This is a genomic window from Nocardia sp. NPDC047648 (assembly GCF_040642815.1).
In the GTDB taxonomy this organism is placed as follows: Bacteria; Actinomycetota; Actinomycetes; order Mycobacteriales; family Mycobacteriaceae; genus Nocardia; species Nocardia gamkensis.
On the sequence record NZ_JBEYSX010000019.1, the window covers coordinates 74,041 to 90,509 of the forward strand.

At 69.6% G+C, this 16,469-nt stretch carries 16 protein-coding genes; 11 read left to right on the forward strand and 5 right to left on the reverse strand.

The window, feature by feature from the left end; all coding sequences use genetic code 11:
* Positions 1-67: 67 nt before the first annotated feature.
* Positions 68-1,240 carry an epoxide hydrolase gene (locus ABZ803_RS30785; protein ID WP_357044688.1) on the forward strand — a complete coding sequence of 391 codons (1,173 nt, stop codon included), beginning with the start codon at positions 68-70 and terminating at the stop codon, positions 1,238-1,240.
* A 71-nt stretch (positions 1,241-1,311) separates the two neighbouring features.
* Here ABZ803_RS30785 and ABZ803_RS30790 read toward each other — a convergent pair whose 3' ends face one another.
* The gene (locus tag ABZ803_RS30790) at positions 1,312-2,001 is read right to left on the reverse strand and encodes a hypothetical protein (protein ID WP_357044690.1); all 690 of its coding nucleotides are present in this window, start codon (positions 1,999-2,001) and stop codon (positions 1,312-1,314) included.
* A gap of 204 nt (positions 2,002-2,205) precedes the next feature.
* On the opposite strand from ABZ803_RS30790, the gene ABZ803_RS30795 reads away from it, so the two are divergent.
* On the forward strand, positions 2,206-3,378 hold the full coding sequence (locus ABZ803_RS30795) for an acyl-CoA dehydrogenase family protein (RefSeq protein WP_357044692.1): 1,173 nt from the start codon (positions 2,206-2,208) through the stop codon (positions 3,376-3,378).
* A 9-nt stretch (positions 3,379-3,387) separates the two neighbouring features.
* Positions 3,388-4,512 (forward strand): acyl-CoA dehydrogenase family protein, encoded by a 1,125-nt coding sequence (locus tag ABZ803_RS30800; RefSeq protein ID WP_357044694.1) that lies wholly within the window; start codon positions 3,388-3,390, stop codon positions 4,510-4,512.
* A gap of 39 nt (positions 4,513-4,551) precedes the next feature.
* Here ABZ803_RS30800 and ABZ803_RS30805 read toward each other — a convergent pair whose 3' ends face one another.
* Positions 4,552-4,986 carry a hypothetical protein gene (locus ABZ803_RS30805; protein WP_357044696.1) on the reverse strand — a complete coding sequence of 145 codons (435 nt, stop codon included), beginning with the start codon at positions 4,984-4,986 and terminating at the stop codon, positions 4,552-4,554.
* A 291-nt stretch (positions 4,987-5,277) separates the two neighbouring features.
* Here ABZ803_RS30805 and ABZ803_RS30810 point away from each other — a divergent pair, with 291 nt between their 5' ends.
* Positions 5,278-5,559, forward strand: coding sequence for a hypothetical protein (locus ABZ803_RS30810; protein WP_040869308.1), 282 nt, complete (start codon positions 5,278-5,280; stop codon positions 5,557-5,559).
* A gap of 89 nt (positions 5,560-5,648) precedes the next feature.
* Positions 5,649-6,479 carry a GNAT family N-acetyltransferase gene (locus tag ABZ803_RS30815; protein WP_357044698.1) on the forward strand — a complete coding sequence of 277 codons (831 nt, stop codon included), beginning with the start codon at positions 5,649-5,651 and terminating at the stop codon, positions 6,477-6,479.
* A gap of 30 nt (positions 6,480-6,509) precedes the next feature.
* Here ABZ803_RS30815 and ABZ803_RS30820 read toward each other — a convergent pair whose 3' ends face one another.
* The 3 genes from ABZ803_RS30820 to ABZ803_RS30830 all read right to left on the reverse strand — a co-directional run bounded on the left by ABZ803_RS30820 (position 6,510) and on the right by ABZ803_RS30830 (position 11,229).
* A complete protein-coding gene (locus ABZ803_RS30820; RefSeq protein ID WP_357044700.1) occupies positions 6,510-8,135 on the reverse strand; it encodes a serine/threonine-protein kinase in 1,626 nt (541 codons plus the stop codon).
* A 3-nt stretch (positions 8,136-8,138) separates the two neighbouring features.
* Positions 8,139-9,965, reverse strand: coding sequence for a protein kinase (locus ABZ803_RS30825; protein WP_357044702.1), 1,827 nt, complete (start codon positions 9,963-9,965; stop codon positions 8,139-8,141).
* Between the two features lie 124 nt (positions 9,966-10,089).
* Positions 10,090-11,229 (reverse strand): serine/threonine-protein kinase, encoded by a 1,140-nt coding sequence (locus tag ABZ803_RS30830; RefSeq protein ID WP_357044704.1) that lies wholly within the window; start codon positions 11,227-11,229, stop codon positions 10,090-10,092.
* Positions 11,230-11,352: 123 nt separating this feature from the next.
* On the opposite strand from ABZ803_RS30830, the gene ABZ803_RS30835 reads away from it, so the two are divergent.
* The 6 genes from ABZ803_RS30835 (at position 11,353) to ABZ803_RS30860 (ending at position 16,457) form a co-directional block, all read left to right on the forward strand.
* Entirely contained in the window at positions 11,353-12,123 is a 771-nt protein-coding gene (locus tag ABZ803_RS30835; RefSeq protein WP_357044706.1) for a deoxyribonuclease IV, read from the forward strand.
* Positions 12,124-12,218: 95 nt separating this feature from the next.
* Positions 12,219-13,148 (forward strand): TauD/TfdA family dioxygenase, encoded by a 930-nt coding sequence (locus tag ABZ803_RS30840; protein ID WP_357044708.1) that lies wholly within the window; start codon positions 12,219-12,221, stop codon positions 13,146-13,148.
* Between the two features lie 162 nt (positions 13,149-13,310).
* Positions 13,311-14,531, forward strand: coding sequence for a CaiB/BaiF CoA-transferase family protein (locus tag ABZ803_RS30845; protein ID WP_357044710.1), 1,221 nt, complete (start codon positions 13,311-13,313; stop codon positions 14,529-14,531).
* Positions 14,528-14,695: a hypothetical protein gene (locus ABZ803_RS30850; protein ID WP_357044712.1), complete on the forward strand. Its 168-nt coding sequence runs from the start codon at positions 14,528-14,530 to the stop codon at positions 14,693-14,695. Before ABZ803_RS30845 ends, ABZ803_RS30850 begins: the two co-directional genes overlap by 4 nt.
* Positions 14,692-15,618, forward strand: a complete 927-nt coding sequence (locus ABZ803_RS30855) for a hydroxymethylglutaryl-CoA lyase (RefSeq protein WP_357044714.1) — start codon at positions 14,692-14,694, stop codon at positions 15,616-15,618. The genes ABZ803_RS30850 and ABZ803_RS30855 overlap by 4 nt, the downstream gene beginning before the upstream one ends.
* Positions 15,619-15,680: 62 nt before the next feature.
* Positions 15,681-16,457, forward strand: coding sequence for an ABC transporter ATP-binding protein (locus tag ABZ803_RS30860; protein WP_357044716.1), 777 nt, complete (start codon positions 15,681-15,683; stop codon positions 16,455-16,457).
* The last annotated feature ends 12 nt before the right edge of the window (positions 16,458-16,469 follow it).

The following is a 16,469-nucleotide window of genomic DNA, read 5'->3' on the forward strand; positions in this document are numbered from 1 at the left end:
GGTCAGTCCTAGATGGTCCTTAACGTCGTCCTCGTACCGCAGGACCGACCGGCAAGGAGCCGACCGAATGACCGACATCCGCCCGTTCCGCATCGAGATCCCGCAGACCGACGTGGACGACCTGCACGACCGGCTCGCCCGCACCCGCTGGACCGCGCAGCTGCCCGGCTCCGGCTGGGATCGCGGCGTGCCGGTCGGCTACCTGCGCGAGCTGGCCGAGTACTGGCGGACCGGATTCGACTGGCGCGCACGGGAAGCGGCGCTGAACGAGTTCCCGCAGTTCAAGACGCGCATCGACGGTCTCGACGTGCACTTCCTGCACGTGCGCTCGCCGGAGCCCGACGCGACGCCGCTCATCCTCACGCACGGCTGGCCCAACTCGTTCGTCGAATTCTCCGAGACCATCGGCCCCCTCGCCGACCCGCGGGCGTACGGACTCGATCCGGCGCAGGCATTCCATGTAGTGGTGCCCTCGGTTCCGGGTTTCGGCTTCTCCGAAGGGCCGCGCGAACCCGGCATGACACCGGCGACGGTGGCCGGGATGTGGCTGACGCTGATGGACCGGCTCGGCTACCGGCGCTTCGGCGCACAGGGCGGCGACCTCGGCGCCTACGTGACGCCGGAACTCGCCATCGCCGCACCGGAGCGGGTGATCGGTGTGCACCTCGACGGTGGGATCGGGATGCCGACCGAGGCGGACGTGCCCACCATGACGCCGGAGGAACGCGCCGAGTGGGACCGGATGCAGCAGTGGATGACCGGCGGCGTGAACCATCACGTCCTGCTGCGTGCCGCCCCGCAGACCTTCGCCCACGCGTGGACCGATTCGCCGGTGGGTCTGCTCGCCTGGCTGATGCAGAAGTTCACCGAGTTCGCCCCGCTCGCCGACCGGGTGGAGGACGTGATCAGCCGCGACCATCTGCTGACCGGCATCAGCCTGTACTGGTTCACCGACACCGTGGCCTCGTCGTCATGGCCGATGTACAACGGCCTCGGCGACGGGGGATTCGTCTGGCCGAAAGGCCAGAAATCGGTGCCGACCGGCACTTACGGCGGCGGTTCCGCGCTGATGCGGCGGCTCGCCGAACGCGACAACACCATCGTGCACTGGCCGGAGGGCAACACCGGCAACCACTTCATCGCGATGGAACGCCCCGACGCGCACGTCGCCGACATTCGCGCATTCTTCGCCGCCCTGGATCGAGTTGGCGAAAACCCTCACGCGCGGTTCACGCGGTAGCGATTACCGGGCATCCCGTCGCGGTGCGGCGGGCGTCTCGCCGAAACCGGCGTTCGCGGCGCCGGTCCCGGCTAGGGGGCGGGCGCGGGCTGCGGGGCCGCCGGTGCCGGCTGGGGTGCCGCGGGCGGCGGAGCCGGGAAGTCCGGGACGGTGAACAGGCCGACGGTGGGGGTCATCACGCAGTGGGCGAACGGGTAGTCGATGATGCCCCACATCGAGGCGAGTACGGTGCCCGGTCCGCTCTTGACCGTCTTGGACAGCGTCGGCAGACGGTACTCGGTCACGTCGTCGAGCGGGTCGAGGCCGCTGGCGCCGGTGTTCACGTTCACCCAGGCGACGACGAGCCCGGAAGCCAGGGGGGCGCCGGAGTGCGAGGGTGTCGCGCTGAACCGCAGTTCGCCGGGCGCGACGTTCAGGTCCCGGCCGTTGCCCGTCCCCTCGGTGGTCGCGGCCGCGATGATCGTGGTGATCGGCCCGTTGCTGCCGCAGCCGAAGGTGGGCGCGGCGTAGGAGAACGGCGTGAACACGCTGGAGACCTCACGCAGGTGCGCTGCGTCGATCAAACCGGCGTATCGGGTGAGCGCGGCGATGCCCTCCTGGGCGGAGGGGTCGGCGCCCGCGATCTCGGTCAGATGGGTCAGGCCGGAGTCGACCGGCGCCTGGTTCTGCTCCGCGCCGGCCGGTGCGGAGAACGTCAGCACCGCGCCGATGCCGAGGGATGCCGCGGCCGCCGCGGCGCGTGCGATGGTCCTGCCGTTCACTCGTTCTCCTCGATACCGAAGCCTGTGGGACCCCGACCCACGTGCAGCAACGTACCAGCTCGCCGCTATCGCCGTCCCGGGGAGCGGCGGGGAATCCGGCCTGGTGACCGGCCCCGGCGGCCCGCTCCTGTGATCCACTCGACAACGGAGGATTACCGGGGGGTACGTTTGACTCGGACGTACGAGACACGCAGGGAGATGCGTATGAAACTATCCTTGTCCCCCGACGACGTCGCCTTCCGCGACGAACTGCGCAAGTTCTATCGGACCGAGATCCCGGCCGACATCCGCGAGCGCGTCCGGGACGGCCGTGAGCTGTCCCGCGACGACATCGTCACCGCGCACAAGATCCTCAACGACCACGGCCTCGCGGTGCCGAACTGGCCCGTGGCCTGGGGCGGCAAGGACTGGACGCCGATGCAGCGCCATATCTGGCAGGACGAGATGCAGCTGGCCTCGGTGCCGGAGCCGCTGACGTTCAACGCGCAGATGGTCGGTCCGGTGATCGCCCACTTCGGCTCGCAGGAGCTGAAGGAGCGTTTCCTGCCGCCCACCGCGGCGCTGGACATCTGGTGGTGCCAGGGCTTCTCCGAGCCGGACGCGGGCTCCGACCTGGCTTCGCTGCGCACCACCGCGGTCCGCGACGGTGATTCCTACATCGTCAACGGCCAGAAGATCTGGACCACGCTGGCCCAGTACGCGGACTGGATCTTCTGCCTGGTGCGCACCGACCCCAGCGCGGCGAAGAAGCAGGCGGGCATTTCCTTCCTGCTGTTCGACGTGAAGTCGCCCGGTGTCACCATCCGCCCGATCAAGCTGATCGACGGCGGGTACGAAGTGAACGAAGTTTTCTTCGAGAACGTCCGGGTGCCCGCCGATCAGCTGGTCGGCGAGGAGAACAAGGGCTGGACCTACGCCAAGTTCCTGCTCGGTAACGAGCGCACCGGCATCACCGGTGTCGGCCGCACCAAGGTCAAGATCGGCGTGGCGAAGCAGTACGCGGCGAAGACCAAGTCGGGCAACGGCACGCTGCTGGAGGACCCGGTGTTCGCGGCGCGGATCGCCGAATTGGAGAACGAGCTGCTCGCGCTCGAACTCACCCAGCTGCGGGTGGTCTCCAACTCCTCGGACGGCAAGCCGAATCCGGCCTCGTCGGTGCTGAAGCTGCGCGGTTCGGAACTCCAGCAGGCCGCCACCGAGCTGCTGCTGGACATCGCGGGACCGGACGCCATCCCGGTGGGCGCGGACGACATCGCCTCGCCCGGGTGGGCGCAGCGCAGCGGCCCCGCCTACCTGAACTACCGCAAGACAACCATCTACGGAGGCTCCAGCGAGGTGCAGCGCACCATCATCGCCTCCACGATCCTCGGATTGTGAGGCGACACCATGGATTTCGATCTGACCGATGAACAGGTCATGCTCCGCGACACGGTCCGTGACCTGCTCGCCCGCAACTACGACGCGGAGTCCCGGCTGAAGGTCGTCGACTCCGAACTCGGCTGGAGCCGCGACGTGTGGCGTCAGTTCGCCGAACTGGGCGTGCTCGGCCTGAGTTTCGCCGAGGAGGACGGTGGCGTCGGCGCCGGTCCCGTGGAGACGATGGTGGTGCTCGAGGAGGTGGGCCGCAGGCTCGCCCCCGAACCGATCCTGGACGCGGTGCTGGTGCCCGGCGGGCTGGTCGCCGCGGTGGGCAGCGCCGAACAGCGTCAGCGGATCCTGCCCGAGGTCGCTTCGGGCACGAAGCTGCTGGCCTTCGCCCACACCGAGCCCGGTGTGCGCTGGTCGTCGAGCGAACTGGCGACCACCGCCGCGGCGCAGGGTGATTCGTACACGCTGACCGGCGTGAAGAACCCCGTCCCGCACGGCGACAGCGCCGACGAGCTGGTGGTCAGCGCCGCGCTGCCCGAGGGCGGTGTGGGGCTGTTCCTGGTCGCGCCCGACGCGTCCGGTGTAGTCCGCAAGTCCTACCGCACAGTGGACGGCCAGCGCGGGGCACAGCTCGAGCTGACCGACGCGCCCGCCGAGCGGCTCGGCGGGGCGGACGCGGCCGAGGCGATCGCGTCGGTGCTGACGCACGCGCAGGCGAGCCTGTGCGCGGAGTCGGTCGGCGCGATGGAGGAGGCGTTGCGGCTGACCGCCGAGTACCTCAAGCAGCGCAAGCAGTTCGGCGTCACGCTGTCGAAGTTCCAGACGCTCACGCAGCGGGCGGCCGATATGTACGTCTCGCTGGAGCTGGCGCGCAGCATGAGCCTGTACGCCACGGCGTCGCTGGCCGACGGGGCCGACGATCCGGTGATCGCCTCGCGCGCGCGGCTACAGGTCGGCCGCGCGGCCCGGCACATCGGGCAGGAGGCGATCCAGATGCACGGTGGCATCGGCGTCACCGCGGAGTACCCGGTGAGCCACTACGTGGCCCGGCTGACCGCGATCGAGCGCACGCTCGGCAGCGGACTGGAGCACCTGCGCGTGCTCAGCTCGCGGGTCGGCGACTACGAGCAGCCGGAACTGTAAGGAGTGCCGCGGTGGTGCGTGCTTGCGCACCACCGCCTCTCACTCGTCGTCGCCCGGCGTGGTCCGCAGTTGCGTGGGCGCCTCGCCGGTCGATTCGTTCGTGGGCGTCCGCGCGGTGCTCGTCCTCGGTTCCTCGGCCGGTGCTGCCGCCTGCGAGGTGTCCTCGTGCGGATTGCGTGCGGACGGCTCGGCGGTGGTGCTGCTGACGAAGCCCGCGAACGGGGTCGGGCGCTTCTGATCGGCAGGCGCGATCCGCCAGGTGGGGGATGGCGGGATGACGACCCTCGGGGTCGTCGAGCCGCCGGTAGTGCTTTCGTGGACCACCGGCTCGGCGTACTCGCCCGCTTTCAGCGGCGGGGGCGGCACGTAGGTGTCCTGTCTACCGACGCCACAGGCGCCGATCAGGACGAGTCCGATGGAAACCGCTCCCGCGGCGATCGCCGGACCGGCGATCTTGGCCCTGCTGCTTTCCAACGGTGACACTCCTCGTGTGTATCGAGTGGACTCACCTTAATCGAGGCCCGTCGGCCAGGCGAGGCGAGAGGTCGCTGGGCATACGCCGGTCGGCGCATATAAAACGGTACTAATTCAGATATCGAATTGGTCTCTTCGGCGTGTCGTGGGCACGTGTCGCTATCTTCCGGCGTCCCGGAGTCGTAGCGTGTGTGAGCAAAGTTACGCGTGAGACGCCGGTTTCAGGATGAGAGACACGTTGTGTGAGAACGTGATAGTGGTTCTCTTACCGGCGTCATCGAGGAGTTGATGATGGGAGCTTACTCGACAGCGTCGCGGCGTGGTTCATCCCGCGCCGCCGAGGATGTGGTGTCGGCAACGGCACAGCATCCCGCGTCGAACCAGCAGGGGCGCACGCTGTCCACGATTGTGTCGCGGACGCTCGCCTGGTTGATCTTCATCGGCGGACTCGTCGGGGCGGTGCTCGGCATCGCCGGACTGCACGTCGAAATCACAGTCGCCGGACTCATTCTCGCGTGCACCGCGGGACTGGTTCTGCTCAAACTGCGCGAGGGTGGCGGCGAAGCCGACTGAGGCGAACCGGCCGGTCGCCCGGTCGCCGGTCTCGGATCGGCCGCGAGAAAGCAAGGCGCGCAACACTTCAGGCGCCTACCGTGATTTCCATGAGGATCGAGATCACCACCGACGCCGCCGAGTTCCGCTCGGTCGCGGGGTCGTTCCTGCTCCGCGATCCGTTGCGGCACACGGTGCTCACCACGACCGTCGCCAACCACGTCATGGGCATCGACGCCCCGGCGGAGGTATCGCGATTTCTTTCCGTCCGTGGCGAGGACGCCTCGGTGGTCGGTGCCGCCATGCGCGTAGCCGGTCGCGACGTGTATCTCGGCGAGCTACCGCCCGAGGGGATTCCCGCGGTGGCTCGCGCGCTGGCCGACGTCGTCCCCGAGAGCGCGGGTGTGGAGGGCGTCGTCGCCGACGCGACCGCTTTCGCTCAGCACTGGGGCGCCCTGCTGGGGAAAGCTTTCCACCAGTCCTACCTCACCCGGCTCTACCGGCTCGGCGCGCTGCGGATCCCGGACGTGGCCGGAGCGCCGCGCCGCGCCGTGGAATCCGATGTCGCGCTGTGCGGGGACTGGCTGAGGGCCATGCGCGAGGAATCCGGAATGGCGTCCGGGTTGGACGAGGCCGCGATCCGGCGCCGGGTGGACTCGGGCCGGTGGTGGCTGTGGGAACGCGATGGGAAGCCGGTCGCTCTGGCCGCGCACCACGTTCCGATCCAAGGCTGGTCGCGGATCGGGCCGGTCTACACCCCGCCGGACGCGCGCGGGCACGGTTACGCCAGCGCGCTGACCGCGCATGTCGCCCAACTGCTGCGCGCCGAGAGCCTGGACGTGTGCCTGTTCGCCGACATCGCCAACGCCACGGCCAACCGGATCTACCGGACGATCGGCTTCCACCCGACCCACGAGTTCGCGCACTACGTCTTCGAGTAACGCCAGCCGCGTCTCCCCCTAGGGGGAAACTCAATTCAGTGGCGCGGATTTCCACCAATCCATGAACTCGGCTTCGGTGGCGATGAATCCGGCGCTGTACATCAGCATGGCTGCCCGGCCGGGATCCGAAGGGAACGCGGTGACCATGCGCGGGCGCAGGTCGCGGCTGCCGCGCAGGGTGTAGTTCGGGTAACTGCGGCCGCTGTCGGTGGTGGCGGTCGCGTGGTCGTTGGCGGGTAACGCGGCGAGCACCGCCTGCGCGTCGGCGGGCGAGCCGTAGAGGTAGAAGTCGAAGGACGCCTTGTTCGGCCCGCCGAAGCAGCTCCACATCACCAGCCAGGCACCGAAGTCGGGGTCTTCCGGGTCGCCGGGCGCCGGGGCATCCGGTGTGTGGGCGAAACAGCCCGCCTTGTTGTATCCGGTTCCGGAGTGCACCAGGCGCTGGGCGGAGGTCTCCGGCAGCATGTCCGGGAACGCCGCGCTCAACTCGGCCGCGCGAGCACCGATCGTGGCACGGTCCGTGGTTGCCGCGACGGTCGTGGCCGGACGGCCGGTGACCGATGGCGCCGGGGACGCGGTGTTCCACGGGCGGGAGGTCGTCGTCGGTGCGGCGGTACCGGAGGAATCAGGGCTGCTGAGGGCCATCGCGACGGCGCCGCCGAACAGGGCGACCACCAACAGCAGGCCGATCCAGCCGCCCACCGAGGCGCGCCAACGGGAACGTCGCGGCGGGCCGAGGTAGGCGCGCGCCGGTCGCTGCGGGACGGCCGCGTCGGCCCGTGGCGGAGACGAATTCGGCGGGGGCGGTGGTGGCCACGGTGCCGCGGGCGCGGTCAGCGCCTGCCACGCGGCGGCGGCGAACTCCGTGCACGAGTCGAAGCGGTCGGCCGCGTGCTTGGCCATCGCCTTGGCCAGCACGCCGTCCAGTGCCGGCGGCAAGCCGGGCCGCAGCCTGCTGACCTGCGGTGGCGGTGCGCTGAGATGGCCATGGATCACCGCGACCGGATTGGTGGCGTCGAACGGCACCGTGCCGGTCAGCAGGCGGAACAGCGTGCAGGCCAGCGAATACTGATCGGCGCGGTGATCCAGCGGCGCACCGGACAGCTGCTCCGGGGCGGCGTAGGCGAGGGTGGCGGTGAAGGTTCCGGTCTGGGTGAGCCGTCCGGTGTCGTCCCGGAATCGGGCGATGCCGAAGTCGGAGAGGAAGACGCGCTCCTGCCCGCCTTCCACCCGCTCCAGCAGGATGTTCGCCGGTTTCACGTCACGGTGCAGCACGCCGCGGCTGTGCGCGAAGTCCAGCGCCGTAGCCGTCTCGGCGATGATCTGCACCGCCCGCTGCGGCGGCAGCGTCCACGCGTCCAGCGCGGCGGCGTCGGTGCCGTCGATATAGCGCATGCTGATCCACAGCCGATCGCCCTCGACGCCCCGGTCGAACACCGTGACGATGTTCGGGTGGTCGAGCCGCGCGACGAGGTCCGCCTCCCGCTCGAAGCGGGCGCGGATCTCCTTGTCGTCGAACAGCTCCGGGTTCAACAGCTTCATCGCCGTCAACCGGGGCAGCCGCGGATGCCGGGCGAGGTACACCGATCCCATCCCGCCGCGGCCGAGCAGGCGTTCGATGGTGTACCCCGCGAAGACCTCGCCGGTGTGCAGCATCGGTCAGTTCAGCGGCGCCGAGCGCCACCAGCGCAGCGCTTCGTCGATGGTGGTGTGGGCGAAGCCGTCGGTGTACATCAGGAACTGGGTCCGATCCGGGTCGCCGGTGAACGCGGTGACCATCTTGGCGCCCTCGTCGACGTACTTGTAATTGGTGTAGGTCTTCCCGCCGTTGGTGTCGCTGGACTTGGTGGCGGACGAGGGCAGCGTCTTCAGCACCGCCTGGACATCGGCCGGGGTCTTGTAGACGTAGATGCGGTAGTACGGATCATCGTTGTTGCCGCCCTTGAAGCAGCGCCACTGCGCGGCCCAGTCGCCGAAGTCCGGGTCGCCCTTGGACGGCGAGGGGGGCGAGCTCGGTGAGGCGAGCCAGCACTCCGCGCCGTTGTATCCGACATCCTCGGTCTGGGAGGCGGGCACCATCCGCGGGAATTCCGCGCTGATCGACTCCGGTGTCGCGTCGACGAGGTTCGGCTTCACCGCCGACGTGGTCGTGGTGCCCGCGTTGTTCGAGCCCGAATCGGAGACGGCGCCGATGATGCCGAGCACCACCAGGATCAGCACGACCACGCCCACCGCGAGACCGACGATCAGCCCGGTGTTCTTCTTCGGCTGCGGCGGCGGGGCCGACGGGTGCAGGTGCGCGCCGTGCGGGGGTGCCGGTGGGGCGGCGAAGCCGGAGAACCCGGATTGCTGCTGGCTGTAAGGGTTGGAGGCCGTCGGCTGCGGCGCGGGGCCGGTCTGCGGCCGCGAGTTCACCACCGGCGCGGGCGGCGGAGTCGCTGGTACGGCCGAGGCGGCGAGCGCGTTCGGTCCGCTGGTCTGGGGAGTGTGCGCCTGGTGACCGGGACCGCTGACGTAGTGACCCTGCGCCACCGGATACGGCGAGCCGGTCGTGGGGATCTGCGGCCCGGTCGTCGGGCGCGGCCCCGCGGTCGGGTGCGGCGGCCCGGTGACCGGACGCGGACCGCCCACCACCGGCATCGACGGCGCGCTCGAACCGGTCAGCGCCTGTTTGGCGGCCGCGGCGAATTCCGCGCAGCTGCCGTACCGGTCGTCGGGCCGCTTGGCCATTGCCCTGGCCAGGACGCCGTCCAGCGCGAAAGGCAATCCCGCCCGGACGCCGCTCAGCGCGGGCGGCGCTCCCTGCAGATGTCCCTGGATGACCGCGGCGGGGTTCGTCGCGGAGAACGGGCCGGTGCCGGTGAACAACCAGAACAGCGAGCAGGCCAGCGAGTACTGGTCGGAGCGGTGGTCGAGCGAGGCGCCGGTGAGCTGCTCGGGGGAGGCGTAGGCCAGCGTCGCGGTGAAGGTGCCGGTCTGGGTGAGATGACCGGTGTCGTCACGCAGCCGCGCGATGCCGAAGTCGGTGAGGTACACCCGCTCACCGCGACCGGCGGTGGAGCGGGCCAGCAGGATGTTGGCGGGTTTCACGTCACGGTGCAGCACCCCGTTGCCGTGCGCGTAGTCCAGCGCGTCGGCGGTCTCCTTGATGATCTGCACCGCGCGTTCGGGCGGTAGCGACTTCGGTTCCACCGACGCGGCGTCGATACCGTCGACGTACTGCATCGAAATCCACAGCTGCTCGTCGTCGAGCCCGCGGTCGTAGACCGTGACGATGTTCGGGTGATCGAGCTGGGCGACCAGATCCGCCTCCCGTTCGAACCGCGCCCGCACCTCCTTGTCGAAGCACATCTCCCGATTCAGCAGTTTCAGCGCGGTCATCCGCGGCAGCCGCGGATGTTTCGCCAGATAGACCGAGCCCATGCCACCACGGCCGAGTTGCCGCTCGATGACATAGCCGGCGAAAACGTCACCGCTGGCCAGCATGACTGCTCCACTTCCCGCCGCCCGCCGGGACCCACCGGCGAACAGGCGTACAGCATAAGAATGCGTGGCCGGAATGGGCCCGACCACGGAAAACATCGAAACCATAGCAGTAGTCGCGCGCCGCCTATCGCTCGTCGAGCATGGCGACGTTCGGGCGATCGGCGTGCGCCGGACCGCCCGGCGGTGGCCGGGGGTCCGGAGGTTGCTGGTGCTGTCGCACCGCGGATCCCGGGCGCATGGGCAAGTTCGGCAACTCGATCAGGCCCGGATGAACGGGACGGCGCGGCGGCAGGAAACTCGGCAGCGGCCGAGCGGTTTCCGGCTGCCTCGGCCGCTGCTGCGGCGGCGGCGCGGCAGTGCGGTGCGTCGGCTCGGTCGCGCGCCCGTTGCCGTGGATGGCGTGCGGCGGCGCCGTCCAGTGCCCGGCGGGGTGGCCGCCGAGAGCATGTTTCGCCGCTGCGGCGAACTCGGCGCAACTGGCGAATCGGTCCGCGGGCCGCTTGGCCATCGCGCGAGCCAGCACCGGATCCAGCGCGGGCGGCAATGCGGGGCGCACGCGGCTCGGTACCGGGATGGGTGCGTACAGATGGTTGTTCACCACGGCCGCCGGGTTGGCGCCGGGATACGGCGGCGCGCCGGTGAGCATCCAGAACAATGTGCAGGCCAGCGAGTACTGATCGGCGCGATCGTCCAGCGGCTGTCCGATCAGCTGTTCCGGAGCGCCGAAGGCGAGTGTCGCGGTGATCGTGCCCGACGAGCCGATCGTGGACTCCGAGCCACGGATGCCCGCGATCCCGAAATCGGTGAGCAGCACCCGCTCCGGCTGCCCGATCGGCGCCTTCGCCAGCAGGATGTTGGCCGGTTTCACATCGCGGTGCAGTACCTGGTTGGCATGGGCGAAATCCAGTGCCGCGGCGGTATCGGCGACGATCTGCACCGCGCGGCCGGGCGCGAGCACGTCGACGTCCGCGCAGGAGGCGTCCGCGCCGGGCACGTACTGCATGGAGATCCACAGCTGCTGATGCTCGGCGCCGCGATCGAACACCGTGACGATGTTCGGGTGGTCCAGGCCCGCGACCAGATCGGCCTCGCGCTCGAAGCGGCGGCGGATGCCGGTGTCGGCGTAGAGCTCCCGTTCGAGCAGCTTCAGAGCCGTCAGGCGGGGCAGCCGAGGATGCTGGGCCAGGTACACGGTGCCCATGCCGCCCCGGCCGAGGACGCGTTTGATGACGTAGCCCGCGAAGACATCGCCGGTCTGCAACACCGCTACACCCCCTTCTCGAGTCGAGCGCGCGAACACTACCCATGTATCTCGGCGAGCCATGGGGACGCAACAGTCGCGGCGCAACTTCGATTGTCGTCGGTAGCTGCCAGTATGGTGGCCCGCATGCGCATTGGAGCACACGTCCGGCTCGACAGCGACCCGATCGGCTTCGGGGAGGAACTCGGCGCCGACGTCATCCAGATGTTCGTGGTCGATCCGCAGAGCTGGGACAAACCCACCCCGCATCCGCGGACCGAGGAGATTCTCGCCAGCCCGATCGAGGTGGTGGTGCACTCCTCCTATCAGATCAACGTCGCGAGCCTGAACAACCGGTTGCGCATGCCGTCCCGCAACGCGGTGGCGCAGCAGGCGAAGGCGGCCGCCGAACTCGGCGCGTTCGGCCTGGTGGTGCACGGCGGGCACGTGCGTTCCGACGCCGAGCTGGAGACCGGGATCGACAACTGGCGCAAACTGTTCGAGCGCCAGCAGGACAAGGGCGGATTCGCGGTGCCGATCCTGATCGAGAACACCGCGGGCGGCAATCACGCCATGGCCAGGCATTTCGATTCCATCGCCCGGTTGTGGGACGCGGTCGGCGACTACGGCGCGGGCTTCTGCCTGGACACCTGCCACGCCTGGGCGGGCGGTGAGGACCTGATCGGCGTCGTCGACCGGATCAAGGCGATCACCGAGCGGATCGACCTGGTGCACCTGAACTCCTCGCGCGACGAGTTCGACTCCGGCGCCGACCGCCACGCCAACTTCGCCGACGGCACGATCGACCCGCAACTGCTCGCCGAGGTGTGCCGGACGGCAGGCGCGCCGGTGGTCTTGGAAACCCCGGGTGACGGCCTCGCGCAGGACCTGGCGTACCTGCGCGAGCACTGCGTCTAGTTTGCGATCAGCGCGACGAAAACCCTGGTCAGCGAGGTGGTCTCGGTGATGTGCTCTAGGGAGCAGTAACCGATCTCGACAGCGAAGGTGATCTCATGACGGTCGCACCCGCCACCCCATCCACCGCCGTGGTGACCAAGCTCGGCGCCCGTATCGGCGCGCGCATCGACAACGTCCGGCTCGGCGGCGATCTGGATCCGGTCACCGTCGAGGTCGTCCGTCGCGCGCTGCTGGAGCACAAGGTGATCTTCTTCCGCGGGCAGGATCACCTCACCGAGGACGCGCAGTACGAGTTCGCCGAGCTGCTCGGCTCACCCACCACGCCGCATCCGACGGTCACCTCGCACGGTGTGAAGAGCCTGGCGATCGATTCCGAGCACGGTCGCGCCAACAGCTGGCACACCGACGTCACCTTCGTCGACCGCATCCCGAAGGCGTCCATCCTGCGCGCGGTGCAGCTGCCCTCCTACGGCGGCGCCACCACCTGGGCCTCCACCGTCGCGGCCTACGAGTCGCTGCCGGAGCCGCTCAAGCGGCTCGCCGAATCCCTGCGCGCCGTGCACACCAACGTCTACGACTACGCCCGCGTCGAGGAGACGCCGCGTCCCAACACGGCCGCCTACCGGGCGGAGTTCGAGTCCACCTACTACGAGACCGAGCACCCGGTGGTGCGCGTGCACCCCGAGACCGGGGAGCGGGCGCTGCTGCTCGGCCACTTCGTCAAGCACTTCGTCGGGCTGTCCAGCACGGAATCGCATGCGCTGTTCCGGCTGTTCCAGGACCGGGTGACCCGGCTGGAGAACACCGCCCGCTGGAACTGGGCGCCGGGTGACGTCGCCATCTGGGACAACCGCGCCACCCAGCACTACGCCATCGACGACTACGACGACCAGCCGCGCAAGCTGACCCGCATCACCCTGGCCGGCGACGTCCCGGTCGGCGTCGACGGCTCGACGAGCACCACCATCTCGGGCAACGCGGAGCACTACTCGATCATCGAGGACACGCGGCTGCTCGCGTCCTGAGCGAGGACCCCGCATGGTTGCCGGATCTTCCGGCTGTTGAGGGGCCATGCGGTGTCTTCGGGTTCCGGTGCGGGCAGGTTCCGCTGTCGCCGGACTTCTCCGGGGCGCGAACACGCGGCGCCGCAAAACCAACTCGGCACCTCATGGTCCAGACTGGTTGCCATGAGTATTCGGCCGCTGGACGGGGTGCGCGTCCTGGAACTCGGCAATTACATAGCCGCGCCGACCGCCGGGCGCATCCTCGGTGACTTCGGCGCCGAGGTGATCAAGGTGGAACGCCCGAAAGCGGGCGACGAGCTGCGCAACTGGCGGCTCTACGGCGGCGACACCTCGATGCTCTACCGGACGATCAACCGCAACAAGAAGTCGATCACGCTGGACCTGCGCACCGAGGCGGGGCGCGGGATCGTGCTCGATCTGGTCCGCCGTTGCGACGTGCTGCTGGAGAACTTCCGGCCCGGCATGCTGGAGAAGTGGGGCCTCGGCCCCGAGGTGCTGAACGAGGCGAATCCGGACCTGGTGATCACCAGGATCTCCGCCTACGGGCAGACCGGGCCGCTGTCGGAGCGTCCCGGGTTCGCGGCGGTGGCCGAGGCGGTCGGCGGGCTGCGTGAACTGGTGGGCGATCCGGACCGTCCCCCTGTACGCACCGGCGTCTCGATCGGCGACTCGATCGCGGGCATCTACGCCGCGTTCGGCACCGTGATGGCGCTGTTCCAGCGCGAGCGCCGGGCGGAGCCGGCCACGCCGGTCCCGCTGCGGGAGCGGGTGATCGATGTGGCGCTCAACGAGGCGATCCTGTCGGTGATGGAGTCGCTGGTGCCGGACTATCTCGCCTACGGCATCCAGCGTGAACGCGTCGGCGGCCGGATGGAGGGCATCGCGCCGAGCAACGCCTATCCGTGCGCGGACGGCACCAGCGTCATCATCGGCGGCAACGGCGACGCCATCTTCCAGCGCTACATGGCGGTCATCGATCGGCCCGATCTGGCCGCGGACCCGGAACTCCAGGACAACGCGGGCCGTTGGCGCCACCGCGAGCGGCTGGACGCGGCGATCGGCGAGTGGACGGTCCGGCACACCCGCGCCGAGGCGCTGAAGCTGCTCGACGCCGCCGCGATCCCGTGCGGCCCGATCTACACCGCGGCCGACATCGTGGCCGACGAGCAGTATCGGGCCCGCAACATGATCCAGCCGTTCGCCGTGGATGTCGGCGCGCCGGAGCCGAAGGTCGTCGGCTTTCCCGGCATCGTCCCGGTGATCGGCGATCAGTCCCTGCCCATCCGGACCGTCGGCCCCGACCTGGGTGAGCACACCCGGGAGGTGCTGTCCGGTCTGCTCGGCCTGAGCGAGGCCGAGATCGACGCGTTGGAGGCGCGATGAGCACGCGGTCGCACGACCGGAGGCGTCCGAAGGGCCGCGGCGCGCGGGAGCTGCTCTCGCCGGGCACCAGCAGGCCCGCCGTCCAGCCGAATCCGACCGGGGCGGGCGAGAAGCCCTGGGGCGGCGTGATGTGCGGTCACCACCGGGCACGGGAGCAGCGATGACCGCGCCGGTGCTGCGCGACGTCACGTTGCGCGACGGACTGCAACTGACCGGCAAACTGCTGCCCGTGCAGCGCAAGGTGGACATCGTGCGCCGCCTGCTCGCGCTCGGGGTGCCCGCGCTGGAGATCGGCTCGATGGCGCGCCCGGATCTGGTCGCGCCGATGGCGAACACCATGGAACTGGTCGCCGCGTTGACGCCGGAGGAGCTGCGCCGCTGCTGGGTATGGGTGGCGACGCCGCGGCATGTCGAGAAGGCCGCCGCGGCGGGCGTGTGTAATTTTCAGTACTGCTTCTCGGTCTCCGACGCGCACAACCGGGCGAACATCGGGCGCCACACCGCCGACAGCGTCGCCGCCATGCCGGACGCGGTGCGCCTGGCCCGCGAGGCGGGCGGGTCGATCCAGCTCTGCTTGGCGACGGCCTTCACCTGCCCGTTCGACGGCCCGGTCGACCCGGAGCGGGTGCTGGCCATCGCCCGCGACCCGCGCACCGAGGGCGCGGACGACATCGTCCTGGCCGACACGCTCGGTCAAGCCCATCCCGGCGAGGTCGCCGCGCTGGTCGCCGCGGTCCGGGACCGGACGCCGCCGCGCCGCGTGGTCTTCCACGGTCACGACACCTGGGGAATGGGCGTGGCCAACACCCTCGCCGCCGTCGCGGCCGGCGCGGACATGGTCGACGGCGCACTCGGTGGACTCGGCGGCTGCCCCTTCGCCCCCGGCGCGAGCGGCAACACCGCATCCGAGGACATCCTGTTCGCCACCAGACCGGACTGGTTCACTCCTGCCACGCTGGCCGCTCTGGTGGACATGTCGGAGGAGCTACTGGCCGAACTCGGCGAACCCAACCGCTCACGCGCCCTCGAAGGCGCCCGCTCGAAAGCCTCGGCCTTCGCGTGGGTGGTCGGCGGAAAGTCGGAGTAGGAAAACCAACACAGGGTCTTCCCTGATGGCGTGGGGCCGCGAAGGCGGTAAGACTGGACGGCATGACTTCCCAAGCCTTGGGCGCCGACATCGCCGACCTGGCGGCATCGACCGATGTCGCGGCCCACGCTATCGAACTGACCAAGGTCTACGGATCTGGTGACACCCAGGTCAGGGCATTGGACGGAGTGTCGGCCGAGTTCGCGAAGGGAGAGTTCACCGCGATCATGGGCCCGTCCGGATCGGGCAAGTCGACCCTCATGCACTGCCTGGCGGGGCTGGACAGCGCCAGTTCGGGCACCGTCCGCATCGGCGACACCGACCTGACCAGTCTGTCCGACAAGCAGATGACGCGCCTGCGCCGGGACCGGATCGGCTTCGTCTTCCAGGCGTTCAACCTGGTGCCGACGCTGACGGCGCTGGAGAACATCACGTTGCCGCTGGACATCGCGGGGCGCAAGCCCGACGAGGAGTGGCTCGACACCGTGCTGCGGCGGCTGGGGCTGAACGATCGGCTCACCCACCGTCCCAGCGAGCTGTCCGGCGGACAGCAGCAGCGGGTGGCCTGCGCCCGTGCGCTCGCGGGCAAGCCGGAGATCATCTTCGGCGACGAGCCCACCGGCAACCTGGACTCCCGCGCCTCGGAGGAGGTGCTGTCGATTCTGCGCGCCGCGGTGGACGAGTTCGGGCAGACGGTGGTCATCGTCACCCACGAACCGCATGCCGCCGGATTCGCCGACCGGGTGGTGTTCCTGGCCGACGGACGCATCGTCGACGAGATGCGCGATCCGACCGCCGACACCGTGCTCGACCGGATGAAAGCGCTGGAGCAGGCGTGAGCGGGCGTTCAC

Coding starts and splice junctions, on each gene's coding strand:
- ABZ803_RS30860 (WP_357044716.1), top strand. CDS start 15,681: ATGACTTCCCAAGCCTTGGGCGCCGACATCGCCGACCTGGCGGCATCG.
- ABZ803_RS30840 (WP_357044708.1), top strand. CDS start 12,219: ATGACGGTCGCACCCGCCACCCCATCCACCGCCGTGGTGACCAAGCTC.
- ABZ803_RS30810 (WP_040869308.1), top strand. CDS start 5,278: ATGGGAGCTTACTCGACAGCGTCGCGGCGTGGTTCATCCCGCGCCGCC.
- ABZ803_RS30815 (WP_357044698.1), top strand. CDS start 5,649: ATGAGGATCGAGATCACCACCGACGCCGCCGAGTTCCGCTCGGTCGCG.
- ABZ803_RS30800 (WP_357044694.1), top strand. CDS start 3,388: ATGGATTTCGATCTGACCGATGAACAGGTCATGCTCCGCGACACGGTC.
- ABZ803_RS30820 (WP_357044700.1), bottom strand. CDS start 8,135: ATGCTGCACACCGGCGAGGTCTTCGCGGGGTACACCATCGAACGCCTG.
- ABZ803_RS30850 (WP_357044712.1), top strand. CDS start 14,528: ATGAGCACGCGGTCGCACGACCGGAGGCGTCCGAAGGGCCGCGGCGCG.
- ABZ803_RS30845 (WP_357044710.1), top strand. CDS start 13,311: ATGAGTATTCGGCCGCTGGACGGGGTGCGCGTCCTGGAACTCGGCAAT.
- ABZ803_RS30785 (WP_357044688.1), top strand. CDS start 68: ATGACCGACATCCGCCCGTTCCGCATCGAGATCCCGCAGACCGACGTG.
- ABZ803_RS30855 (WP_357044714.1), top strand. CDS start 14,692: ATGACCGCGCCGGTGCTGCGCGACGTCACGTTGCGCGACGGACTGCAA.
- ABZ803_RS30825 (WP_357044702.1), bottom strand. CDS start 9,965: ATGCTGGCCAGCGGTGACGTTTTCGCCGGCTATGTCATCGAGCGGCAA.
- ABZ803_RS30835 (WP_357044706.1), top strand. CDS start 11,353: ATGCGCATTGGAGCACACGTCCGGCTCGACAGCGACCCGATCGGCTTC.
- ABZ803_RS30795 (WP_357044692.1), top strand. CDS start 2,206: ATGAAACTATCCTTGTCCCCCGACGACGTCGCCTTCCGCGACGAACTG.